Source organism: Pseudomaricurvus albidus (assembly GCF_018863235.1).
GTDB lineage: Bacteria > Pseudomonadota > Gammaproteobacteria > Pseudomonadales > Cellvibrionaceae > Pseudomaricurvus > Pseudomaricurvus albidus.
In genome coordinates, this window is record NZ_JAHKRS010000008.1 from 18,728 (window position 1) to 42,552 (window position 23,825).

Below are 23,825 nucleotides of genomic sequence, written 5' to 3' on the forward strand. Positions count from 1 at the left end.
ACGCCTCGAATAACTAGGTCTTGAATAACTACGCCTCGAATAACTACGTCTCGATGACAGGCTCATGCATGGGAAGCACATTTTTTAAATTGATTTTACCGATTGTTCTGGGGCTCTGGTCTTTTCCGTTAATCGCAGAAGAAAAACCCACCATTCGGGTGGCAATGGCTGAAAACTTCTATCCCTTCTATGGCATGGATGCAGAGGGGGTGGCGACCGGTGCCTCTATCGAAATTGCCGAAGCGGTGCTGGAGCGTCTGGGGTATGACGTGCGAGTGACGCAATATTCGGATATGCGTTCCGTATTGGAAGCTTTGGCGTCCGGTCGTCAGGATCTGGTGGTGAACCTGACGAAAACACCGGAGCGGAGCAAAATTGCCTTGTTTACCTCGACCCCTCATCTGCATGAAACCCAGGACATGATCGTGCGGGCCGACAGTCGCATAACGCTCAGTCATCGCCTGCTGGATCTGGCCAGATACCGCATTGGGGTGGTGTTTGGCTGGACCTACGGGCCGGAATTTGACGCAGCCCATTTTCTTCATAAAGAACCGGTACTGGATTCGACGGCCCAGTTAAAAGGATTGCTTGCCGGGCGTTTTGACCTGGCCGTGAATAATCGGCAATTCTTCATGAGCCGTGCCGAGTCCCTCGGCATTGACAATGCCTTCAAGGTGCTCGAGCCTGCGGTGTACTCGTTGCCCGTCAACATCGCTGTCTCACGCAAGTTTGAACGTTCCTCCGAGCTTCGCGATCGACTCGAACAGGCGGTGAGTGATTTTATCCAGACGGAAGACTATACCCGCATCCAGAAACAGTATGGTTTCAAGGTTTCACCGCTGACAGGGGTGAGACCATGATGAACGTGCGATGGAAAAACCTGGCGGTGGTATTGCTGGTCACCCTGGGGGTTTGGTGTGTAATCAATACACCCATGACGATGGCGTCTGAAGACCCGGTTCCCCATGAGCAGTACAATCAGGCCCGTCTTGCACAGCTGACTGAGTCGCTACGCTATCAGGACGAACTTCTGACCAGTGCAATGACCACCTATGTCTATTCGGAAAACCGTGAGTGGCTGGAGCGTTACAATCTCGCCGTCACCCGGTTTGAGGATACGCTGAGTGAGATTCGTGCGCAGGCGCCCCAAGACGCGGAAGAACACATCGACCTGATCAGCGCATTTAATGAATCCCTGGTTGAGCTGGAGCTGCGTGCCGGTGAGTATATGGCGCAGGGCGAAGTTGAAAAAGCCCGACAGGTGATGGAGTCTCCGGACTATACACAAAATAAACAGTCGCTGATTGATGCCATTGGTCGTTTGGGGGAAGCCGTGGCGACCCTGGAAAAAACCCAGCTGGTGAGTGTGCTGACCCCCGTCATCTCAGCGGAAAGATCGGTTCGTTTGACCGATCAGGAGAAAGCCTGGATTGAGGCCAACCCTCTGGTGCTGGTGGGCAAGGAGGCAGAGTGGCCACCGTTTAATTTCGTCAATCGGGATGGATCTTATGTAGGGATCTCGGTTGATGTACTGAATCTGATTTCCGAGAAGACCGGGCTGCAGTTCACCTTCTCGGAAGCCGCCAGCTACGCAGATCTTCACACGATGCTGCGTGACCATAAAATCGATCTGGTCGCTGCGGCTTATTTTTCATCCGAACGCAGTCGTTATGCACTTCATACCCCCAGCTATCTGACATTGAAAGAATTTGTATTTTCCCGAGAGGGCAGCAACATCACTCGAATGGAAGACCTGTACGGAAAACGACTGGCGATTCCCACAGGCTATGCAACCATCGACCTCGTTAAATCGCGCATGCCCGAAATTGACATTGTTGAGTCCGAATCCATTCTGGATGCCATCGAAATGGTGCTGGCTGGTGAGGCGGAAGCGACCATGGATTCGCAGAGTGTGGTTGAATATTATCTGCAGGAAAACGCACTCTCAGGCTTTTATTCGTTTCCCAGTAATCTGGGGCAAAACCCGCTCAGAATGTTGGTGACGGGACAGAAGCCGATACTTCACTCTATTCTCACCAAAGCGATTGCGTCCATCACGCCAGATGAACGACTGGCTATATTGTCAAATTGGTTGACGTTCAGTCAGGATATGACCAGCAACCGGGAAACCGAACTGACCTCGGAAGAGAAAAGCTGGTTGCTGGAACACCCAGTGATTCGGACGGGGGCGGATCCGGATTGGGCACCGTTTGAATTTATTGACTCCGAAGGGCAGTACTCCGGGATTGTTGCCGATTATGCCGGTTTGATCAGCGAACAACTGGGTCTTCAGCTCGAGCCAGCAGACGTAGAAACCTGGGCTGAAGTCATCGACAAAGCGAGAAACAAAGAGATCGACATTCTGCCGGGATTGTCAGCCACCGACAGCCGGCGGGAGTTTCTGTTATTTACCGATACGTATTTGCGCATACCCACGGTGGTGATTTCCCGTGAGAACTCCATGGCCTCGCTGGTGAACATGGCAACCATCGAGACCTTGCCCGGTGTCACCCTGGGTGTAGTGGAAGGCTATTCGAGTACCGAGTGGGCGAAAGCCAATTACCCCGGCATTTCTTTTGTGCCGGTGGAATCTTTGAAACAGGGTCTGATACAGGTATCCGAAGGCAAGCTGGATGCAATGCTGGCCAATCAGTATTCGGCGTTGAATCTCGTCAGTGATTACGGTCTTACCGATTTGCAGATCGTGTTTCGTACCGATTACCAGTATGAGTTAAGTGTTGGTGTCAGAAACGACTGGCCTGAACTGGTGACGATCCTTAATAAAATCATCGCCACCATCACTCCTGCTCAACGTGATGATATCCGCAATCGCTGGATCAGTATTGAATTGGGTGATGTGGTACAGGCGGATGCTGTGTCTCAAACGGAACAGCTCCCAATCATTCAGTTTGTTGTGATTACGGTAGGCTTGGCGATTCTGTTTATCGGAGTTGTCTGGATTCTCGCGCGCAAAGCGGAAGGGGCTTTTTCGCTGTATCAATCCAGACGTTTGCGATTGTTTGGCATTTTGGCGCTGTCTTCAATATTGATTGTTATTCTGGGTCTGACCTGGTATTCGCTGGAAAAAGAAGAAAACGTTGCACGTCAAAGGGCGGGGCAATCACTGGTGACGGTGCTTCATGCCACTCACGAGATGTTGCAATATTGGATTAAGGGAAGACAACGACTGGTGACCCTGATTGCCAGGGAGCAAGGACTGGAAACCCTGTTATCTTCGCAGCATGCGGACTCATCCACGGGGCATCGACCGTCGCAGCGCAGTATGGCTGCTCTTTTGGATCAGCACGATCTGGGAGCCAGCGACTGGCAGTTGTCCATGGTGTTGACCGATGGCACACCGGTCTTCAAGTCTGCACCGTCAGTCAGTCATTTAATGGATCGCTTGCGGGAAAAAGTCTTTGCCGGAGAGGTGATCTTTATTCCGCCGACGTTCAACCCGATTACGAAAAAAGTAGAGATTTACTTTGCGGCTCCAGTTGTCGATTACAACGGCAAGGCCATTGGGGCTGTGGTGGCCAGTGCCGATCCGGCTGAAGTCTTTTCTGAAATCTTGTCCCGTGGAAACACAGGAAAGTCTGGAGAAGTTTACGCGGTAGATGCCCGCGGTGTCATGCTGAGTGAAAGCCGGTTTACCGAGAGCCTGATTGATCAGGGCGTTATTCCTGTCGGTGGCCGCACCGCACTGACTTTGCGAGTGTCCAACCCCGCACACATTGTATCGCCAGATGATAACCGTGTTTATGATGAATCGACGTTAACGCCTGCGGCACTGGCAATGACCCGTGGTGAAACGGGGCTGAATACCCGGGGCTTTTTGGATTACCGAGATCAAAAAGTGTTGGGCGCCTGGTATTGGTCGCCGGAGCTTGGTCTGGGATTGGTGTCGGAAATCGACGAGGCCGAAGCACTCGAAGCTTACATTATTTCCAGAAACACTCTCTATGCGTTACTGGGAGCGACATTGTTTTTGTCTCTCAGTTTGATGGGTATTAATAACTGGATTGGTGATCGTGCGACGCGCTCTCTGGTGAAAGCCCGGGACGAACTGGAAGACAAGGTTGAAGAGCGCACATTAGAACTCAGCAAGAGCAAGGATCAGTTCCAGAACCTGCTGGAGTCTTCACCTGATCCGATGATTGTGGCAGACGCCGGCGGCGGCATCATGATGGTGAACAAACGGGCTCAGGAATTGTTTGGCCATGAGGCGAGCGAGTTACTGGGGCAGTCCGTGGAAATGCTGGTATCGCCCGGATATCGGGACAGCTATCGACGCTACTGTGAGGCCTACATTGAGTCCCCGGAGATTCAATCCACAAATATAGAGCACGAGTTAGTCACCCTGACGAAATCCGGAGAGCACGTTCCGGTAGAGATCAGTCTGAGCCCGATAGAATCTGAAGCGGGTACATTGATCGCAACCTCCTTGCGGGATACCTCTGAGCGTCGCAAGGCGGAACGGGCGTTGGCCGAGTCGAGAAAACTGTTGCAGGCGGTATTGGATAACTCCCCGGCACTGATCAACATGAAGGATCCCGACGGGCGTTACATGCTGGTCAACAATGTCTGGGAGCGGGTCAACCAGTGCGAGCATGACGCAGCACTGGGAAAAACCGATTATGAACTACTGCCAAAAGAGACGGCTGACAGTGTCAGGAAGAGTGACCTTCAGGCTATGGAACAGGGCGATACACTGCAGCTGGAAGAGACGTTGCGCAATCCTGATGACAGCATCAGTACGTATATCTCGTTCAAGTTTCCGGTCTTTGATGCCGACGGTGAACTGATGGCGTTGGGGGGCATCTCAACCGATATTACCGAGCTGGTTAAAGCCCGGGAAGAAGCCAACGATGCCAATCGTGCCAAGAGCGAATTTTTGGCCAACATGTCTCATGAAATTCGAACCCCCATGAACGCCATCATCGGCATGAGCTACCTCGCGTTACAAACGGAGCTGACGCCACGGCAGGAAGATTACGTCAACAAGATCAATTCGGCGGCCAATTCGTTGCTGGGTATCATCAACGACATTCTCGACTTCTCAAAGATTGAAGCGGGCAAGCTGGAGCTGGAGACTATTCCATTCAACCTCGATGAGACCATCAGTAACCTCGCCAGTTTAATGCACGTCAAGGTACAGGAAAGAGGGCTGGAACTGTTGATCGCCATGGATCCCAAAGTACCGCTGGGCCTGGATGGTGATCCGCTCAGGCTGGGACAGATTCTGATTAACCTGGTCAATAACGCGGTCAAGTTCACCGAGTCCGGTGAAATTGTTGTCAGGATTGGCGTTCAGTCTTTAGAGGACAACAAGGTGACCCTGTTGTTTGAAGTGTCCGATACCGGGATTGGTATGACGCCCGATCAGGTCGCCAGCCTGTTCCAGTCGTTCAGTCAGGCCGATGCCTCCACGACACGGAAATACGGTGGCACCGGGCTGGGGCTGAGTATTTGTAAACAGCTGACCCAGATGATGAACGGCGACATCTGGGTAGAAAGTGCTGAAGGTGAGGGCAGTACTTTTTCTTTCACCGTGCAAATGGGGGTCAATCCCGAGGCGGATATCGTCAAGCCGTTGCCGGATCCGGATTTGCGGGGATTGCCGGTTCTTATTGTGGATGACAGCCCGGCAGCCAGAGAAATTCTGCAGCAAGCGGCAGAGTCCCTGACATTTGAGCCTGTGACTGCGGCTTCCGGTCCTGAAGCTCTGGAACTGCTGCGTAAACATGATGAACGTGGCTACCCGTTCAGAATCGTCTTTCTGGATTGGAAAATGCCACGTATGGATGGCATCGAGTTCAATAATATCCTGCGCAATAGCCTGACTCTCAGATCGCAGCCGAAAGTGATCATGGTCACTTCCTACGACACCAATGACATGCTGCGCAAGGTTGGAAAGTCCGTTGAGGGTGTGTTGAGCAAACCGGTTTCTGCCTCGTCCATGCTGGATGCGGCCATGCTGGCTCTGGGGAGAGAAACCCGTATAGAAACTGCTGGTCAGGATAAAGTCAGTGACGAGTCCATTGCGGCTCAAGTATCCGGTGCTCAGGTGTTGCTGGTGGAAGACAACGAAATTAATCAGCAAGTCGCCACGGAGTTGCTTGAGCGAGCCGGTTTGCAGGTAGATATTGCTGACAACGGCCAGATTGCTGTCGATAAAGTCCGCGAGCGTCCTTACGACATTGTATTGATGGATTTGCAAATGCCGGTCATGGATGGCTTTGAAGCGTCGCGGGAAATCCGGCAGGACGATCGTTTTACTTCTCTGCCCATTGTCGCCATGACGGCAAATGCCATGGCAGGTGATAAAGACCGTTGCATCGAAGCGGGGATGCAGGATCATGTCGCGAAACCGGTTAACCCCGTCGAGCTTTACAAGGCATTGGTACGCTGGATACAGCCACGGGAAGGGCTGGGAGAGGCTAAACTGCGTGTAAGGGATACCGGTCACGACGAACAACCGTTGCAATTACCAGAGGTTGAAGGACTGGATACGGTCGCAGGACTGGGGCGCTTGGGTGGCAACCGTAAACTCTATCGGGATTTGATTCACCGTTTTGCCAAAGATCAGGCGAACGCCGCGGCAGAGATAGCAGAAGCGTTGAATGCTGGCGACCTTGAATTGGCAGAGCGCACCGCGCATACCGCCAAGGGCGTGGCGGGTAATATCGGTGCCACGGCCATACAGGACGTCGCCCAGGCTTTGGAAAATGCCATCGCACAGCAGCAGACGGAGCAGATTGAAATTCTGTTGCCGTCCTTTAGAAACGTGATGGAGAGCATGGTATCGGCGCTGCAACTATTTGAAGCAGAGGTGTTGGCCTCTGAACCCAGTAATCCATCTGCTTTGCAAAGTGCGGCGGTCGCTCAGGCGAATGATGTCCTGGCGGAACTCAAATCCCTGCTCGCCAGCGATGATGGCGCGGCTGAAGATTGCTTTCTCGATAATCGTTCGCTGATTCAGAGGGCTGTGCCGAGGGAGTTGTCAGCCGAGCTGGCTGATCATATTGAAAATTTTGATTACGAGGCCGCACTGGAAGTACTGGCACTGATTGAAATTGAGCCGGCACCATCAGTGACAATGCCGGACCTGGCAGCTTTGCTGGCTCTTTTGGAAAATGACGATGGCGAAGCTGCCGATGTCTTCGATGAACTCAAAGCTGATCTGGTGCGTGTGCTGGACAAGTCGATCTTTGAATCGCTCGAAGATGCTATCGAAAACTATGACTTTGAACTGGCGGCGAAAGTGGTCAGTGATTCATGTTTGGCAAATGTGGAATCTGAGGAGTAAGCGATGAGTGATGATGATCAGAAAACGGTGCTGTTGGTGGATGATACTCCTGCCAGCATCAAAGTATTAAACAGTGCCTTGAAAGAAAAATACCGGACACTGGTGGCGACCAGCGGTGCAAAGGCATTGGAAATCGCCGCGCGTGTGCCTCATCCGGATTTGATCTTGCTCGATATCATGATGCCCGGCATGGATGGTTTCGAAGTCTGTGAGCGCTTAAAGGCAGAGCCGGAAACCCGAGATATTCCGATTATTTTTCTGAGCGGAAAAAACAATATTGATGATCGCTCCCGTGGCCTGGCCCTGGGCGCCATTGATTTTTTGGATAAGCCGATAGATGTTTCCATGGTCTGTACCTGGGTGACTCAGCACTTGAAAAGCCTGGATTCCATAGAGGATTAATGATCAACAATCAGCAAAGGAGTTTGACATGAATAACAAAAGGACTGTTTTGATCGTTGATGACACTCCAGCGAATGTATCGCTGTTGAATAATATTCTCAAAGACCAGTACAAGACCAAGATTGCCACCAATGGTGAAAAGGCTTTGAAACTTGCCAGTTCCGACACTGCACCGGACCTGATCCTGCTGGATATCATGATGCCTGAAATGGACGGCTATGAAGTCTGCGAAAAGCTCAAGGCCAATCCGGATACTGCAGATATCCCGGTGGTTTTTCTCACCGCAAAAGTGAGTGAAGAAGACGAAACTCGAGGTCTGGCCATGGGCGCAGTGGACTATATCACCAAGCCGATCAGTCCTCCTATTGTTCTCGAGCGCGTAAAAAATCATCTGACGTTAAAAGAAGCCAGGGATTTGCTACAGCATCAGAACCAGATTCTGGAAGACAAGGTCCGCGAGCGCACCAAGCAGCTCGGAGAACTGCAGGATGTAGCCATGGAGGCGATGGGAGCGCTGGCGGAGACCCGTGACCCCGAAACCGGTAACCATATCCGTCGTACGCAATTGTATGTACAGCTTCTGGCTGAGAAGTTAAGTGAACAGGCCAGGTTTAAAGACTATCTCACTCCCGAGCGTATCACTCTGTTATTTAAAGCCGCACCGCTGCACGATATCGGTAAAGTCGGTGTGCCGGATGCCATTTTATTAAAACCCGGCAAGCTGACTGACGCTGAGTTTGAAATTATGAAACGTCATACCGTCTACGGACGCGACGCAATCGCAGCTGCCGAAACCAAGCTCTCTGAACCCAGTGAGTTTTTGACCATCGCCAAAGAAATTGCCTATTCCCATCAGGAGAAGTGGGACGGCTCTGGCTATCCGGAAAGTCTGTCAGGTGACGGGATTCCCATCTCCGCACGACTGATGGCCATTGCGGATGTGTATGACGCGCTGATCAGTCGTCGGGTCTACAAGCCGTCATTTCCTCATGAAAAAGCCATTCAAATTATGAGCGAGGGCCGCGGGACGCACTTCGATCCGGATATGCTGGATGCGTTTTTGGAAATTGCGGATGAATGGAAAGCGGTGGCAGAAACCTACATAGATGCTGAAGAAGGCCTTAAAGAGGAAACGGGCTGAGATGCCCTTGGCCGGTCAAGGGTGCATCAGCGTGAACGCACTAACTTACAATATTCCCTCGGTGACATTCCTGTCCACTGTCGAAACGCTCGCGTAAAGGATCGCGCTTCTGAAAAACCCACCAGTTCGGCGACTTCGTTGATGGTGCGGTTTTCTTTCACCATTTTTTGCAACGCGATTTCCCGGCGCACGTTGTCTTTGATCTGCTGATAGCTGGTGCCTTCCTGTTTCAGTCGTCGATGTAGAGTTTGCGGAGACAGGTGCAGTTGTCGGGCCAGAGTTTTCAGTGCCGGAAATTCCAGTCGGGCAAGATGGTTGAGAGAACCGGTGACTTGCCGACTGATGATTCTTTGCAGGCTGTTGTCGTCACCGGGAATGGTGAGCAGGTCAGCAGGAGCCTGCTGTAAAAACTGATCCAGCTCGGTCTGGTCGCGGACGATGGGGCGCTGCAAATAATCGGCATGAAAGGTGAGTTGATTGATGTTGCAGCCAAACAGCAGCTGGCCGGGAAACATGATGTGCAGCTCGCGGGCGTGCGGGGGGGATCGGTGGATCAGTTGGGTCTCCTGCAAAGGAATTTTGGTGTCGATCAGCCAGCTGGCAAAACGGTGCCAGATGATCAGCCAGAACTCGAGCAGGAAGTGATCCGGATCCAGTTCGGGACGGGCAAAACGGATCTGAATGCGGGCGCTTTTGTCCTGTTCCAGAAGCCTGGAGTGAATATCGGAAGTCAGCAGCTGGTAAAACGTCATCCCGGTTTGCAGGGCTTCGCGCAGGGTGCTACATCGCTGTGCTGCCTGAGCCATAAAAGCAAAGGCGCCGCGCTTGCAGGGTGTGGCTGTAAAGCCCATGAATTCGTCCCCCATGGTGTCCCAGACGGCCTGCACAAGGGTTGTCATCTGCTGTTCATCGGTGCGCAGATGTGCCTGTTTCAGCAGTTGAGGATGGATGCCTGCCTGGGCCAGCAGGGGCGTACTGTCGTACCCCTGTTGCAGTAGCCCACGGAGAGCTGCCTGTGCGTGATGGTTGGCGATGGTGGCCATAGGGAAGAATCTTTCGGTATTTTTAGTGATTTATTTGGGTCAAATAAAGCCAAAAATAACAAAATATGGCACTTATTGTGAGTTTATTTGGAGGTGGCCGTCCTGTCGTCCCTGAGCGTTAGCTTCTATCATTGTGGCAAGGGTGCTTTATGCACAGACCCCAATGACAGCGCCTGTCGCATGTGTGAGGAATTTCCATGGACTTATCGTTAACTGAAGAGCAGAGCCTGATTCAGGATATGGCTCGTAAATTCGCCCAGACCGAACTGGCGCCTGTGGCTGCGGAACTGGACAAGACCGGCAACCGCGAGATTTTGCTGAAGCACCTGAAACAACTGGCTGAGCTGGGGTTTATGGGACTGAATATCTCCGCTGAGTACGGCGGTAGTGAAGCGGGCGTGGTGGCATTCAGTCTGGCGATTACCGAGGTGGCTCGCGGCTGTGCCTCGACGGCGGTGACCATGTCGGTGACCAATATGGTGGCAGAGGTCATTCAGACCCTGGCAAACGACGAGCAGAAGCAGAAGTATCTGCCCAGGCTGTGTTCCGGTGAATACCCGGCCGGTGGGTTCTGTCTGTCGGAGGCCGGCGCGGGTTCCGATCCGGCCGGCATGAAGACCCGGGCGGTGAAAGACGGTGACCAGTGGGTGCTTAATGGCACCAAAATGTGGATCTCCAGTGCCGAGTACGCCGGTGTGTTTGTGGTGTGGGCGGTGACGGATCCGGATGCGAAAAAAGGTCGTGGTATTTCCTGTTTCCTGGTCGAGGCCGGTACCCCGGGTATGACCATTGGCAAAGCCGAAGAGAAAATGGGACAGCATGCCTCCAGCACCAACTGCGTGATTTTTGAAGATTGCCGGATTCCGGCAGGCGCCTTGATGGGCAAGCTGAACGATGGTTTCCGTATCGCTGTGGCCGAGTTGGCCGGCGGTCGTATTGGTATTGGTTCTCTGGCTTTGGGTGTGGGTTTGGCGGCGATGGATTATGCGCGTCAGTACACAACGGAGCGCGAGCAGTTTGGTGCCAGTATTTCCAGTTTACAGGGCCCCCAATGGATGATGGCTGACGCTTACACAGAACTGGAAGCGGCGCGACTGCTGTTGATGAGTGCGGCGGATCAGAAGCAAAAAGGACTGCCGTTTTCCAAGCAGGCGGCCATGGCAAAACTCTATGCGTCCGAGAAAGCCAATCAGGCCTGCTACACGGCTCTGCAATTGATGGGCGGCATCGGTTATACCCGGGAGTGTCCACTGGAGCGTCACGCGCGGGATGTGCGTATTACTTCAATTTATGAAGGTACCAGTGAGATTCAGCGCGTGATCATTGCACGGGAACTGCTGAACGAAGTCAGCCGATAAGCCGCGGCAAACCCTGAAATCCATTTAGACTTAACCGATTGAGAGAAGAATTATGGAATTAAAAGATAAAGTGGCCGTTATTACCGGCGGTGCATCCGGACTGGGTGAAGCGACTGTCCGCCGCTATGTAGCAAACGCTGCAAAAGTTGCCATCTTCGATATGAATCAGGAGCGCGGCGAGGCCATAGCCAGTGAGCTGGGTGATGCAGTGATCTATCAGAATGTGAACGTGACCAGCGAAGAATCCGTGCAAGCGGGTATCGAGGCAACACTGGCAGCGTTCGGTGCGATTCACCTGTGTTCCAACTACGCCGGTGTGGCTGATGCAGCGAAAACCATTGGCAAGAAGGGCGCTTTCCCGCTGGATATCTTCAACAAGGTGATTTCCATTAACCTGGTAGGGACCTTTAATGTGCTGCGTCTTGTGGCGGAAGTGATGAGCAAGCAGGATCCGGTCACAGCCGATGGGTGTCGTGGTGTGATCATCAACACGGCATCTGTGGCCGCTTACGAAGGGCAAATGGGGCAGGCGGCTTACAGTGCGTCGAAGGGCGGTATTGTGGGGATGACTTTGCCAATTGCCCGTGATCTGGCGAGCTTCGGTATTCGTGTCAACACCATTGCTCCGGGCCTGATTCACACCCCAATGTGTGATTCCCTGCCGGAAGAAACGGTACAGGCGCTGGCTGCCAATGTCCCTTTCCCGGCGCGTCTGGGGAATCCTGACGAGATTGCACGTCTGGCGCAAAACATTGTAGAAAACGATTACCTGAACGGTGAAGTCATTCGATGTGACGGTGCGATCCGGATGCAGCCGCGTTAAGTTTGTAGAACACCACTATCGTCATTGCGAGGAGTTTTGTTAGACGGTGTGCAGTTATTCAAGAGCGACTACGTTTTTGCAATGACGCAAACAAAAAATCCCCGGTCAGTTACCTGGCCGGGGATTTTTTGGCAGAGACTTTTTACCGCATTAAGCAGGCACCAGATCCTTCGGTTTGATGCTTTCGTCAGCCAGACGCTCCGGATCCACTTCGGCACCGGTAGAGATCAACCGCTTGCTGATCATAAATTCCTGCGGACGGTTTACACAGTCGGCGGAGATCAGTTTGCCTTCTTTCAGGTAGAAGGCCACAAAGCTGCGCGTGTTGTCCTTGTCGCCGCGGATGACCACTTGATCGTAGCCCTGACTCAGGCCCGCAATCTGCAATTTCAGGTCATACTGATCGGACCAGAACCATGGCAGAGCGTGGTAGGCGGTTTCCTTGCCGCAAATGCTGGCGGCAGCGGACTTGGCCTGTTCGGTGGCGTTTGGCACAGATTCCAGACGCAGACGCTCGCCATAGAGCGCGTTGGGGTGGTTGGCACAGTCGCCGGCCGCGACAATGTCGGGGTCATTGGTGCGGGCAAACTCATCCACCACAATGCCATTTTCGACGGTAAGACCGGCCGCTTCTGCCAGTTCTACGTTGGGCACAATGCCTACGCCGATGACGACGAGATCTGCCGGGAGGCTGGTGCCGTCACCACAGGTTACTTTTTCAACCCGGCCATTGCTGCCTTCGAAGCCGGAGACGGCAATGCCGGTTTTGATGATCACGCCCTCGTCACTGTGTACGCGAGTGTAAAATTCGGACAGCGCCGGTGCCGTGACACGAGCGAGAACGCGCGGTGCCATTTCCAGTACGGTGACGTTCATGCCCATCTTTTTCAGAGACGCGGCAGTTTCGAGGCCGATGTAACCACCGCCCACGATGACGGCGTTTTTACCGGCGGCAATTTCCTGTTGAATGGACTCGGTATCTTTCATGTCCCGCAGGTAATGAATGCCATCCAGATCGACGCCTGGCAGAGACACAGTGCGAACACGAGAACCGGTACACAGTGCCAGTTTGTCGTAGTTGAGCACTTCACCGTTGGTCAGGGTCAGGGACTTGTGGGCACGGTTGATGTTGGCCACACGGGTGTTGAGTTTGAACTCGATGTCGTTCTTGTCGTAAAGGGCCTGGGCGCGAATCAGCAGATCGTCAATTTTCTTTTCCCCGGACAATACCGCTTTTGACAGCGGCGGGCGGTGGTAGGGCATGTACGGCTCGTCGCCGATAACCAGGATTTTACCTTCCCAGCCTTCTTGTCTCAGAGAGGGGGCCAATTGAGCGGCGGCGTGGCTGGCACCAATGATAATGCAGGTTTTAGACATGATTACATCTCGTGATTGGGTCGTTATTCGTATTTATCCAGAGTGTCTGGAGATTCCTTGTACTATTGAGACTAAGGTTACTCTCGGTGTTTGTGGTTGTGGATATCATTTAAGGCCATATGAGTAGCATTATCGTCCTTTGTTGGATATCATTTCCGTCCAGGCAGATTCTATTCTATAAATCATTTCCGGGTTGGTTTGATGCGTAAGCCTCAACAACAAGAAAAACAGCAGTTTGTCGACAAGCAGCTTCAGGTACTGGATCAGGTGTTGCGGGAAGAGTGCGCCTATGTGGATCGTGAAGCCCTGGGGCACTGGTGCGGATTGAGTGTGCGCTGGTGGGAACCGGGCCACAAGCTCACTCTGGATGACTTTATGCGCTTGCTCCGTCAGCTGCATGACAATGAGGTGCCCAATATTGCCGTGCGGATGGCGCAGCGTCGCAGTCTGGAGGATATGGGGGTACTGGGTTATGCACTCTTGGCGAGTCCTACCCTGCAACAGGGGCTGCAGTTGTCTGCCCATCTGGTGGAGAGCAATTTCCCGTTTTTAAAAGTGTCCCTCACGACCGACAACGAACATGCCCTGGTCTCCTGCGAGGTGATGGCGGGCGGTTCGGAGTATTTTCAGTTGTTGCTGGAAGAGTGGATTTTCTCTCTCTGGGTGTATATTCAGGCGCTGTTGCCAGAGGGACTGGCGGCCTGCGCCAGCTACGCGACCCTGAATTACCACGCGCCCACTTACCACTGGCAGTACCAGCAAATCCTGGGCTGTCGGGTGGATTTTGATCAGCCGCGGGCGGTGTTGGCGATCCCCAAACAATGGCTGTATATCGCGGTGAAAGGCCGCAGTGGCCAGACGCAACAATTGTACGACACTCAGGTAAAGCGTCTGCTAAAAGAGCAGGAACACAGCGGCGACATTGTCAGCCGGGTGAAGCGACTGCTATTGGAGAAGCCGGTAGAGTGTGATTACCGGCTGGAGACCACCGCGCCATACTTGTCTCTGTCACCACGGACTCTGAGGCGTTATCTGGCTGAGGCTGGCACCAGCTTTCGCGCTGTCAGTCTTGAGGTCCGGATGGATCTGGCGAAGGATTATCTCCTCAATACTCAGCTTACCGCGCAAGAAATTGCCTATCAATTGGGATATTCACAGCCCAATAATTTCTATCGTGCGTTTAAAAGTTTTTACCATTTGCCGCCGGAGCAGTATCGCTTGCGGCACTCTTGATCTTGCGGATCCCGTTCGCCCTATGCCAGTTGAAGGACTAAGCTTGGATTAACGAAGTCAGTTAAGCAGGTACCGACATGGGTGATTTATTTGACAACCCCATGGGGTTGGATGGTTTTGAATTTGTCGAGTTTGCTGCCCCCAAAAAAGGGGTACTGGAGCCTGTGTTTGAAACACTGGGTTTTACCCGGCTGGCGACCCATCGTTCCAAAGATGCAGTGCTGTATCGGCAAGGCGACATCAATTTTATCATCAATTACGAACCCAAAAGCGAAGCCCAGTATTTTGCCGAAGAGCACGGCCCTTCGGCCTGTGGCATGGCGTTTCGGGTGAAGAATGCCCACAAGGCCTATCAGCGGGCTCTGGATCTTGGCGCTCAGCCGATCAATATTCCCACCGGGCCGATGGAGTTGCGCCTGCCCGCCATTAAAGGCATTGGTGGCGCTCCACTGTATCTGATTGATCGCTATCAGGAAGACTTGTCCATCTACGATATCGATTTTGAATTCATCGAAGGGGTCGATCGTCATCCGCCGGGCTGTGGCTTTAAGGTCATCGACCATCTGACTCACAATGTCTATCGCGGGCGGATGGAATTCTGGGCAAAGTTTTACGAGCGCATCTTTAATTTTCGCGAGATTCGCTACTTTGATATCAAGGGTGAATACACCGGCCTGCTGTCAAAAGCCATGACTGCACCCGACGGTCGCATACGTATACCGCTCAACGAAGAGGCCTCACAGGGGGGGCAGATCGAAGAGTTTTTGATGGCCTACAACGGTGAGGGCATTCAGCATATTGCGTTTTCCTGCGACAACCTCTACGAAGCGTGGGATAAACTCAAGGCCCGGGGGGTGGTGTTTATGAAACCGCCGCCGGAGACCTATTACGAAATGCTGGAAGAACGCTTGCCGAACCACGGGGAACCCGTGGAGGAATTAAAACAGCGGGGCTTGTTGCTTGATGGCAGTACCGAGGGCGGCCAACCCAAACTGCTGTTGCAGATTTTTTCCGACACACTGGTTGGCCCGATGTTTTTTGAATTTATCCAGCGCAAACAGGATGAGGGCTTTGGCGAAGGTAATTTCAAAGCCCTGTTTGAATCCATCGAGCGGGATCAGGTTGAGCGCGGCGTGATTCAAAAGTGACAGGGGCTAACTGACCAAAGATCCCAGATACTCGGGCACTATCTTGCTGGCGGGGCCATAGTGGGTTTCGTCGAAGAGGGAGCCGTGATTGGAGGGCTCCAGATTCAGTTCCACCGTATGGGCGCCGGCCTGCTTGGCCATTTGAAAAAAGCCCGCTGCCGGATACACATTGCCCGAGGTGCCGATAGAGATAAACAGATCGCACTGGCTCAAAGCCTGATCGATCTCGTTCATGTACAGTGGCATTTCCCCAAACCACACCACGTGAGGACGCAGCTGTCCGGGCATCTGACAACAGGGGCAGGCGCGGTCCACGTCGATGGCTTCGTGGCAGGGGAAAAGTTGTTCTGTGGTTGAGCAGCGGACCTTCAGCAGCTCGCCATGCATGTGCAGCAGATTTTCAGAACCAGCCTGTTCGTGCAGGTTATCGATGTTTTGCGTGATCAATGTGAACTGACCGTTTGGGGTCTGCTGGCGGTGGGCTTTTTCAAAGTCCGCCAGCGCCTGATGGCCTGCATTGGGTTGAATGCCGTCAAGTAACTGTGCGCGGCGGGCGTTGTAAAATCGCTGCACCAGTTCCGGGTCGCGGGCAAAGGCTTCCGGCGTGGCCACATCCTCGACCCGGTGCTCCTCCCACAATCCATCCGCAGCCCGAAACGTGCGAATGCCGGATTCGGCCGAGATGCCGGCACCCGTCAGTACTACGACATTTTTAAAGCGGTTGATCTCTTTAAAAGGGTTTGAGGTTTGAAGCGGCGCGTCGGTCTTAGGGGGCATCGTTGGCAGGTTCCTGTTCTGAGGTGGCTTGCTGTTCATCACCGGAGTCCGGACCGTTGTAATAGGGCGGCGAATACCCCTGAAAATTGTTGTGCCAAAATTCATCCATGGTGCCGTCGTCGATCATGTCTTGCACCACTCTGTTCAGTTCGGGAAGGTGGTTTCTCAAGGGAGAGTCCTTACTGATGGCCAGCAATGCGGTCTCACTGAATTTGTGAGTGTAGGGCGCGGTCGTGATTTCGGGGTATTCCTGTTCGAGGTTTTCCTTGCCGATATTAAATCCCACGTAGGCGTCAATTCGGTTTGCACTCAGCATTTTGGGAAGTTGTGCTTCTTTGAGTACGACGGTTTTTTGGATTCGTTCATCATTGTCGAACCGGTCAAAATAGGAGTAGCCGTTGACGACACCCACATTGAGCTTGTAGAAGTCTTCGTAGCGTTGCAGCCGATCTTCCTCGCCAAGGCGTACGTGAAAGGGGATGGTGTAAGGCACTGGCCAGGGATGAAGAAAGTCCAGATAGTGGCTGCGGGAAGGTGTCACAGCGATGAACACCATGATGTTCACTATGCCGCTTTTCATATCGCGCAGGCAGCGTTGGAACGGGCAGACCACGTGGTTGGTGGGCAAGTTCAGGCGTCGGCCCATCTCTTCTATGAGATCGTACTTGAAGCCACCGATGACTTCGCCGTTTCGGAGATTGCTGAGCTTGTCGAGTCCTATGGCACCGTGTGTAAGAGTCAGGGGCCTGTCTGGTTGGTCTGTGCTTGCCAATGACGCGGCATTTCCCCACAACAACAAACCCAGCAATAGCATTGCCTGAAAAAGGTACTTTGGAAAAACGCCTGATCCGCGCAAGGTTATTGTCCTTATTATTGACTCTTGCAGTGTGCCGTTAAGCGGTGGCCATTAGTATAGTGGTCACAGATAACGCATCAGCATAGCGTAACCGCCGTCTTCCGGTAGTGCAATATCCGCCGGCATAGGGATTTTGACCTGATGGCCGGAGCCTGGCGCGGCGTCGACAGACTGCCCTTTTTGGTTCTCTATGGCATCCAGCGTAAAGCGCAGATTGCCCTGTGGAGTGATCAGTTCCAACTGGCTGCCGGTTTCGAAGCGATTTTTCACGTCGATGGACAGCCAGCCGTTGGCGGCGTCGTAGGCGGTGGCCTCGCCGACAAACTGCTGGTGGTTGTTGGGGTTGCCGGAGTCGTAATTCTGGTACTCGCTGGGTACATGACGACGGTAGAAACCCTCGGTGTAACCGCGGTTGGCGAGATGCTCCAGCTCTGTCATCAGGTTCATGTCGAAGGGCTTGTTGGCCATCGCGTTGTCGATGGCCTGACGATAAACCTGAGCGGTGCGTCCCACGTAGTAATGGGACTTGGTGCGGCCTTCAATCTTGAGCGAGTGAATGCCCATTTTCACCAGACGGTCCACGTGCTGAACAGCGCGCAGGTCCTTGGAGTTCATGATGTAGGTACCGTGCTCGTCTTCGTAGGCGGGCATGTATTCACCGGGGCGGCTGCGTTCCTGCAGCAGCATGGCAATTTCACTGCTGTCGGAGTTGGCGCCGGCGGCTTTGGGATCATAGACACTGGCTTTGGGACCTGAGTCCACGGCAATCAGGTTGCCGGTTTCGTCCTCTTTCGCTTCGTGGGTGTTGTACTCCCAGCGGCAGGAGTTGGTACAGGCACCCTGATTGGAGTCGCGGTGGGTCATGTAACCGGACAGCAGGCAGCGGCCGGAGTAGGCAATACACAACGCACCGTGGACGAAGACTTCCAGCTCCATTTCCGGACAGCGCTGGCGAATCTCCTCAATCTCGTCGAGTGACAGCTCGCGGGACAGGATCACTCGCTCAATGCCCTGACGGTGCCAAAACTTCACGGTGGCGTAATTGACCGCGTTGGCCTGTACCGAGAGGTGGATTGGCATGTCTGGCCATTTGTCGCGAACCAGCATGATCAGGCCGGGATCGGACATGATCAGGGCGTCGGGCTGCATCTCGATGACCGGTTCCAGATCGCGCAAATAGGTGCGGATCTTGTCGTTGTGAGGGGAGAGATTGCTGGCCAGGTAGAACTGTTTGCCTTGGCCGTGCGCCTCTTTGACCGCTTCGGCGAGCACTTCCATGCGATTGAACTCGTTATTGCGAACCCGCAAGCTGTAGCGTGGCTGGCCGGCATAGACTGCGTCGGCACCGTAGGCAAAGGCGTAGCGCATGCTTTTGAGGGTGCCTGCGGGGGAGAGGAGTTCAGTGCTCATGGGGTAAATCTCGACAGAGTGGTTGTACAAAGAGGGAGTGACTGGCGAGTCACAAAAAATGACGGCCAATTAGTAAAAGTTCTTAATCAGCGCGCAATTTTACCGGATGTCGGCCGATATTGCAGGGTATCAACAGATTGAAAGGTCGAAAAATACGTGCCTAAGATTGATTTAGAACAAGCAAGTGACTTAAAGCAGGAGAATTCCAGGCTGAAACGGTCGGTTCAGACTTTGTTGACCCGAATCGAAGAGAACCAGCGCATTGATCGGCATTTTCAGGGATTCGAGTTCCAGCTGCTGGGCTGTTATCGCCTGAAAGACATACTGGAGATTCTTCTGGTCGATGCCATGCATCACTTCAACCTCGATGACATCGGTCTGGTACTTGTTGATCGCGACTATACCCTCGTTGAACTGATGGAAACACTGGGTATTGATCGCTACAAGAACCGTTTACAGCTGCGCAACAGTGACGACTTTGCCCTGACCCTCTATCGGGGCGATTATCGAGTCATGTTGGGCGAGCAGGACGCCCTGACCGCCAGCCGTCTGTTTCCCAATCTGGATCAATTGGGGTCGGCCGCACTGTTGCCGCTGGTGCGACACAATCAGCTGATTGGCAGCCTGCACTTTGCCAGTCGCTCGCGAGAGCGTTTCTCCGTCGATAAGGCGGCAGACTTTCTGCATCATTTGGCCTGTATCAGCGCGGTATGCCTGGACAACAGTCTCGGACATGAACTGTTCCAGCATCAGAGTTTTCAGGATCGCCTGACCCAGGTCAGCAATCGCATGCATTTTGAGCAGGAATACGCCAAGGAGCTGGAGCGTGCCGAGCGCAACCGCCAGCCTCTCACCTGCCTGTTTCTGGACCTGGATCATTTCAAGGAGGTCAACGACCAGCATGGACATCAATTTGGTGATGCCTGCCTGAAAGAAGTGGCGGCGACCATCAGGCAAGAACTGCGTAAAACCGATTTGTTGGCGCGCTATGGCGGTGAAGAGTTTGTCGTGGTGCTGACGGATTGTGATCAAGCCGAAGGTCTCAGAATTGCCGAGCGTATCCGCACGGCAACGGCAGGATTGAAAGTGGCTGGAAAGGGCGTCATCAAACCAACGGTGTCGATCGGTCTGTCCTGCTGGCACCCGGTTGAAGAGCGGGCTCAGGATCTTGCCGGACTGGGGGAAATGTTGCTGAAGTGCGCGGATGAAGCCATGTACGATGCCAAGCGCAAGGGGCGCAACCAGGTAGTCTCCAGAGTGTTTTGCCGAATTATTTCTTGACTGTTGGTGTCGGATGCCTGGACGGTGGGGTGTCCAGTTGAATCAGATAACGCTTGTTCCAGCGCTTGCCGGTTACCCAGAACCCTTGCCGTTGTTCATCCCATGCGATGCCATTGAGCACGTTGTCTCTGTCATAACTGCGGTGACGCCGGGTCAGGTTTTGGCAATCGATTTTCGCCACAACCTGACCGCTGTCCGGATCAATGGCGGCGATATAGGACTCGTGCCAGACGTTGGCCCAGATCAGTCCGTAGGCAGCACTGAGGTCATTCAGGTTGCTGACCGGCTCCTGATTGTCGTAGACATCCAGAGTGCGGTTGATGGAAAAATCATCGGGATTTCTGAAGGTGAGCTGGTGGCTGCCGTTGCTCATGACCAGTTGATGGTTCAGGCGTGTCAGCCCCCAACCCTCGCCCTGATAGGTCAGTGTTTTCCTTACGCTCAGAGTGTCTGGGTCCAGCACCAGTGCCCGTCCGCTTTTCCAGGTCAGCAAAAATAATTGACCGTTCATCAGTGTGAGGCTTTCTGCAAACAAGCTTTCAGGGAGTGGTTTATAATACCCGGCTTCGTCACCGGAGATGGGGTAGCGGTGGATGAATGACTTGCCGTAGAGACCACTGCTTTCGATCAGATCGTCTCCATCGACAACCAGTCCCTGAGTAAAACTGCGACGTGAGTGGGGTAACGTCTTGGCAATCTCACAGTCATAGAGTGTCGGCACGGGAGTGCGATGGAGTGAACTGTTGGCCAGCGATGGCTCAGCGGATAATCGCGTACAGCTATTCAGCGACAGCAGCAGTAAGGTGACTGTTACTAGCGGCCACAGTCGGTGGCCAAAAGCTCTGTGAGCATAGAATCTTGGGAAGAATTGCATGCAACGTTTAAAGTCTTTTATCGGATTGACGCTTTTGGGGGGCATTACGGTCGTTCTTCCCATCGCAATTCTGATGCTGTTGTTTCAGTGGTTGTTCGATCTTATCACCGATTTTATTCAACCCCTGAGTGATATGCTAACCAGCCGTGCCGATATTGCGGATATGATGGCAGACGTGGTGGTGATTTTAATCGTACTGGCCCTGTGTTTTACCGTCGGCTTGTTGGTCAAAACCAGCGTAGGACGTTGGGTGCATCACTGGATGGACACCGGTCTGGCCAAGTTCGCACCGGGTTACAGTACCATTCGGGATATCGTTGTACAGTTTGTGGGGGGGAATGAAGAGCACTCCTTGCTGAACGGGCAGGTGGCGTTAGTCAGACTGTATGGCGATACCTGTGACTTGCAGGTGACGGGGATTGTCACTTCAAAATACGATGGCGGTTATACGGTGTTTGTACCCACCGCACCGGTGCCGACGTCGGGTATGGTTTACCACGTGCCGGTGAAATTTGTGACCTTGCTGCCGGATGTCAGTGTGGAGCAGGCATTGCGAACAGTGATTGCCTGTGGTGCCGGATCACAGCCGTTTCTGCAGGAGCAGGAGCGTATCAATCGTGGAGAGTCGAAACCGGTGGAATCGCTTTAGCAATTACGGACTCTAGCGTTTTTTTCGCATCAGGTCGCGAATCCAGAAGCGTCCGGGATGCAGTGCAGTCTGCATCTGCTGGCCTACCGGTGAAGGCTCTCCCTCTAATTGTGCGGCCAGTATTTCCGCGCACAGCGGAGTGTAAGCCAGACCGCGTGAACCGTGTCCCAAATTGATAAACAAGCCATCCCGGTAGCGGCCAGCGTGAGGAATGTTGGCCCGCGCATTTTTTCTTAGCAGAGCGTAGTCTTCCAGCAGCTCCTCGTATTTGGGCACAGGGCCTACCATCGGCAGATAATCGGGGGTGGTGCAGCGCAATGCCGCCCGACCTCCGGTAATTCCCTCTTCAACAAAGGTTTCTGACAGTGACGGAGTTTGAGCCGTCATGGTATCCAGATTGCGACGGTGGTCTTCGTCGTTGGTGCTGAGGTCTGTGTTGCGGGGGTTGAAGGTGGCTCCCAGGCAGTGTTGCCCTTCCGTTGCCGGAGGAAGATAGCCGTCGCCACAAAGTACCGTTTTTAATCCCAGGCTTTCTTGCGTAGCTTTAACGTAGCTGACTTGTCCGCGGATCGGCTTCAGCGGTAATTCCTGCAGTGTGTCGCTCTTTTCGAATGCGAGATTGAGTGCGTGACTGGCGGTGGTGATGATCAATGTCGGAGCACTGTAAGTGTCGTTGCCAGTGCGCACCTGCCAATGTTGTGTGTCTGTTTTGTAACTCAGATTTTCTGCCGTGCTGTTCAGAGCGACTTCAATATTTGGGTGGTTGGTCAGCCACTGGCAGAGTGTGCCCGGATTGATCCAGCCGGCTTGAGGGAAAAACAGGCCGCCACAGGAAATATCAATGCCACTGCGCTCGCGGGCTTGCTCTGCGTTCACGGGGGTAAACAGACCTTGTTCGCCGTGACGTTGTGTCAGCAGCTGATGCAGCCGGGCGGCTTTTTCCTGAGTGGCCAGTTGCAGCACGCCACACTGTTCACCGGCCGCTTGATTGCCATTTCGCCGCGCATCATTCCAGTAGTTCTGGTAGCTGCGCTGGGCGAATTGCAGTGCCTGCAAATTAAAATCTGACAGGGTTTCCGCCCGATGGGAAAGCTTGGCATACAGCACGCCCTGCGGGTTGCCGGAGCCTTCCCGGGCGAGTTGGTCGTGCCTTTCCAACAGTGTGATACGCCAGCCCCGGTAGGCCAGGGCTCTGGCCGTGTGGCATCCGGCAATGCCGCCGCCGATGATGATGGCGTGACGGTTTTCTCGCGTCAGTGTACGAGGGTGTCTTGCGATCTGCCAGGGAGCAGGGTGCTCGGTATTAAAGCTGTTACAGGGGAGGTCCTCAGGCGACTCGATGGCGGCTGGTTCGATCAGCTGGCCATAGACCATTTCCCGTTTGCGACCAAAACCCTTGCCGGTTTTGATCTGAAAGCCGTGCTGTTTCAGTCCGCGCTTGACGATGGTCGCCGCAGCAAAGGTGGCAACTGTTGCCTCAGGGGCGCTCAATTCCTGTACCAGTGCAAACAGCTCGGGTCGCCACATGTCCGGGTTCTTGGCCGGAGAAAACCCGTCCAGAAACCAGGCATCGACACCGCGCTGTGGACGTCGATGAGCCGGGTGTGAGGATTGCAGCAATTGCTCCAGTCCTTCACAGGCTTCACCAACGATCAGGGTCAGGCGCACCCGGCCTTCGGCAAAGATCAGGTGGTGAAAGCCCGGATGCAAAACCGGTGGGTACTGCTGGATGAGTTCATCAGCCAGTTGTTTCAGTTCTGGCCACAGTGCCAGTGAGCGAGCCAGATCGGCAGGATGCAGTGGGGCTTTTTCTACAGAGAGGTAGTGAAGACAGGCATCCTCTGGGGCATTCTGCTGCCACAGTTGCCAGCTGCTGAGAAAGCTCAGGCCCGTACCAAACCCGGTTTCGCCAATGACAAAGTGAGTACCTGACGCCAGATTTTGCCAGCGGGATTCGAGAAAATTGTGTTGCAGGTACAGGTAGCGGGTCTCTGCCAGGCCATCGAGTTTGGAGAAGTAATAATCGTCAAACTCGTCGGAGAGGGGGAGTCCTTCAGCATCCCAGCGCAAACTGGCGTGCGTCGGAACATCCGGATTGGCAGGTGTATCTGACATGGTTGTGTAACCGGTAGGGATCTGTAGTG

At 53.6% G+C, this 23,825-nt stretch carries 17 protein-coding genes; 10 read left to right on the forward strand and 7 right to left on the reverse strand.

Annotation, left to right across the window (positions count from 1 at the left end):
• Positions 1-68: 68 nt before the first annotated feature.
• From KOI40_RS13190 to KOI40_RS13205, 4 genes are read left to right on the forward strand one after another with little or no spacing between them, the layout of a single operon-like run.
• A complete protein-coding gene (locus KOI40_RS13190) occupies positions 69-860 on the forward strand; it encodes a substrate-binding periplasmic protein (protein WP_216098003.1) in 792 nt (263 codons plus the stop codon).
• Positions 857-7,309 (forward strand): response regulator, encoded by a 6,453-nt coding sequence (locus tag KOI40_RS13195; protein ID WP_216098004.1) that lies wholly within the window; start codon positions 857-859, stop codon positions 7,307-7,309. Before KOI40_RS13190 ends, KOI40_RS13195 begins: the two co-directional genes overlap by 4 nt.
• Positions 7,310-7,312: 3 nt before the next feature.
• Positions 7,313-7,711, forward strand: coding sequence for a response regulator (locus KOI40_RS13200; protein ID WP_216098005.1), 399 nt, complete (start codon positions 7,313-7,315; stop codon positions 7,709-7,711).
• Positions 7,712-7,739: 28 nt separating this feature from the next.
• Entirely contained in the window at positions 7,740-8,852 is a 1,113-nt protein-coding gene (locus KOI40_RS13205; protein ID WP_216098006.1) for a response regulator, read from the forward strand.
• 26 nt (positions 8,853-8,878) lie between these two features.
• Here KOI40_RS13205 and KOI40_RS13210 read toward each other — a convergent pair whose 3' ends face one another.
• The gene (locus KOI40_RS13210) at positions 8,879-9,895 is read right to left on the reverse strand and encodes an AraC family transcriptional regulator (protein ID WP_216098007.1); all 1,017 of its coding nucleotides are present in this window, start codon (positions 9,893-9,895) and stop codon (positions 8,879-8,881) included.
• Positions 9,896-10,092: 197 nt separating this feature from the next.
• Here KOI40_RS13210 and KOI40_RS13215 point away from each other — a divergent pair, with 197 nt between their 5' ends.
• Positions 10,093-11,253 (forward strand): acyl-CoA dehydrogenase family protein, encoded by a 1,161-nt coding sequence (locus KOI40_RS13215; protein ID WP_216098008.1) that lies wholly within the window; start codon positions 10,093-10,095, stop codon positions 11,251-11,253.
• A gap of 52 nt (positions 11,254-11,305) precedes the next feature.
• On the forward strand, positions 11,306-12,076 hold the full coding sequence (locus tag KOI40_RS13220) for a 3-hydroxyacyl-CoA dehydrogenase (protein ID WP_216098009.1): 771 nt from the start codon (positions 11,306-11,308) through the stop codon (positions 12,074-12,076).
• Positions 12,077-12,226: 150 nt separating this feature from the next.
• On the opposite strand, the gene KOI40_RS13225 is transcribed toward KOI40_RS13220, so the two are convergent.
• Positions 12,227-13,453: an NAD(P)/FAD-dependent oxidoreductase gene (locus KOI40_RS13225; RefSeq protein WP_216098010.1), complete on the reverse strand. Its 1,227-nt coding sequence runs from the start codon at positions 13,451-13,453 to the stop codon at positions 12,227-12,229.
• 201 nt (positions 13,454-13,654) lie between these two features.
• Between KOI40_RS13225 and KOI40_RS13230 the strand changes: the two genes are divergently transcribed.
• Together KOI40_RS13230 and hppD are read left to right on the forward strand one after the other, a co-directional pair.
• Positions 13,655-14,686, forward strand: coding sequence for an AraC family transcriptional regulator (locus KOI40_RS13230; RefSeq protein WP_216098011.1), 1,032 nt, complete (start codon positions 13,655-13,657; stop codon positions 14,684-14,686).
• Between the two features lie 77 nt (positions 14,687-14,763).
• The gene (hppD, locus tag KOI40_RS13235; protein WP_216098012.1) at positions 14,764-15,834 is read left to right on the forward strand and encodes a 4-hydroxyphenylpyruvate dioxygenase; all 1,071 of its coding nucleotides are present in this window, start codon (positions 14,764-14,766) and stop codon (positions 15,832-15,834) included.
• A gap of 6 nt (positions 15,835-15,840) precedes the next feature.
• On the opposite strand, the gene cobB is transcribed toward hppD, so the two are convergent.
• The 3 genes from cobB to trhP form a co-directional block, all read right to left on the reverse strand.
• Positions 15,841-16,611, reverse strand: coding sequence for a Sir2 family NAD+-dependent deacetylase (gene cobB, locus KOI40_RS13240; RefSeq protein WP_216098013.1), 771 nt, complete (start codon positions 16,609-16,611; stop codon positions 15,841-15,843).
• The gene (locus KOI40_RS13245) at positions 16,601-17,467 is read right to left on the reverse strand and encodes a substrate-binding periplasmic protein (RefSeq protein ID WP_216098014.1); all 867 of its coding nucleotides are present in this window, start codon (positions 17,465-17,467) and stop codon (positions 16,601-16,603) included. The genes cobB and KOI40_RS13245 overlap by 11 nt, the downstream gene beginning before the upstream one ends.
• Positions 17,468-17,530: 63 nt before the next feature.
• Positions 17,531-18,877 carry a prephenate-dependent tRNA uridine(34) hydroxylase TrhP gene (gene trhP / locus KOI40_RS13250; protein WP_216098015.1) on the reverse strand — a complete coding sequence of 449 codons (1,347 nt, stop codon included), beginning with the start codon at positions 18,875-18,877 and terminating at the stop codon, positions 17,531-17,533.
• A 156-nt stretch (positions 18,878-19,033) separates the two neighbouring features.
• Between trhP and KOI40_RS18905 the strand changes: the two genes are divergently transcribed.
• Positions 19,034-20,158 carry a DUF484 family protein gene (locus KOI40_RS18905; RefSeq protein WP_216098016.1) on the forward strand — a complete coding sequence of 375 codons (1,125 nt, stop codon included), beginning with the start codon at positions 19,034-19,036 and terminating at the stop codon, positions 20,156-20,158.
• Here the strand turns inward: KOI40_RS18905 and KOI40_RS13260 are convergent.
• On the reverse strand, positions 20,148-21,032 hold the full coding sequence (locus tag KOI40_RS13260) for a glutaminyl-peptide cyclotransferase (protein WP_216098017.1): 885 nt from the start codon (positions 21,030-21,032) through the stop codon (positions 20,148-20,150). The genes KOI40_RS18905 and KOI40_RS13260 overlap by 11 nt on opposite strands.
• Here KOI40_RS13260 and KOI40_RS13265 point away from each other — a divergent pair.
• Positions 21,031-21,681, forward strand: a complete 651-nt coding sequence (locus KOI40_RS13265) for a DUF502 domain-containing protein (RefSeq protein WP_216098018.1) — start codon at positions 21,031-21,033, stop codon at positions 21,679-21,681. The genes KOI40_RS13260 and KOI40_RS13265 overlap by 2 nt on opposite strands.
• 12 nt (positions 21,682-21,693) lie before the next feature.
• On the opposite strand, the gene mnmC is transcribed toward KOI40_RS13265, so the two are convergent.
• On the reverse strand, positions 21,694-23,796 hold the full coding sequence (gene mnmC / locus KOI40_RS13270; protein ID WP_216098019.1) for a bifunctional tRNA (5-methylaminomethyl-2-thiouridine)(34)-methyltransferase MnmC2/FAD-dependent 5-carboxymethylaminomethyl-2-thiouridine(34) oxidoreductase MnmC1: 2,103 nt from the start codon (positions 23,794-23,796) through the stop codon (positions 21,694-21,696).
• Positions 23,797-23,825: the final 29 nt, after the last annotated feature.

What these genes read in the sequence shown, in the direction of transcription:
- KOI40_RS13190 (WP_216098003.1), top strand. Translation starts at nt 69, where the DNA reads ATGGGAAGCACATTTTTTAAATTGATTTTACCGATTGTTCTGGGGCTC.
- KOI40_RS13195 (WP_216098004.1), top strand. Translation starts at nt 857, where the DNA reads ATGATGAACGTGCGATGGAAAAACCTGGCGGTGGTATTGCTGGTCACC.
- KOI40_RS13200 (WP_216098005.1), top strand. Translation starts at nt 7,313, where the DNA reads ATGAGTGATGATGATCAGAAAACGGTGCTGTTGGTGGATGATACTCCT.
- KOI40_RS13205 (WP_216098006.1), top strand. Translation starts at nt 7,740, where the DNA reads ATGAATAACAAAAGGACTGTTTTGATCGTTGATGACACTCCAGCGAAT.
- KOI40_RS13210 (WP_216098007.1), bottom strand. Translation starts at nt 9,895, where the DNA reads ATGGCCACCATCGCCAACCATCACGCACAGGCAGCTCTCCGTGGGCTA.
- KOI40_RS13215 (WP_216098008.1), top strand. Translation starts at nt 10,093, where the DNA reads ATGGACTTATCGTTAACTGAAGAGCAGAGCCTGATTCAGGATATGGCT.
- KOI40_RS13220 (WP_216098009.1), top strand. Translation starts at nt 11,306, where the DNA reads ATGGAATTAAAAGATAAAGTGGCCGTTATTACCGGCGGTGCATCCGGA.
- KOI40_RS13225 (WP_216098010.1), bottom strand. Translation starts at nt 13,453, where the DNA reads ATGTCTAAAACCTGCATTATCATTGGTGCCAGCCACGCCGCCGCTCAA.
- KOI40_RS13230 (WP_216098011.1), top strand. Translation starts at nt 13,655, where the DNA reads ATGCGTAAGCCTCAACAACAAGAAAAACAGCAGTTTGTCGACAAGCAG.
- hppD (WP_216098012.1), top strand. Translation starts at nt 14,764, where the DNA reads ATGGGTGATTTATTTGACAACCCCATGGGGTTGGATGGTTTTGAATTT.
- cobB (WP_216098013.1), bottom strand. Translation starts at nt 16,611, where the DNA reads ATGCCCCCTAAGACCGACGCGCCGCTTCAAACCTCAAACCCTTTTAAA.
- trhP (WP_216098015.1), bottom strand. Translation starts at nt 18,877, where the DNA reads ATGAGCACTGAACTCCTCTCCCCCGCAGGCACCCTCAAAAGCATGCGC.
- KOI40_RS13265 (WP_216098018.1), top strand. Translation starts at nt 21,031, where the DNA reads ATGCAACGTTTAAAGTCTTTTATCGGATTGACGCTTTTGGGGGGCATT.
- KOI40_RS13260 (WP_216098017.1), bottom strand. Translation starts at nt 21,032, where the DNA reads ATGCAATTCTTCCCAAGATTCTATGCTCACAGAGCTTTTGGCCACCGA.
- mnmC (WP_216098019.1), bottom strand. Translation starts at nt 23,796, where the DNA reads ATGTCAGATACACCTGCCAATCCGGATGTTCCGACGCACGCCAGTTTG.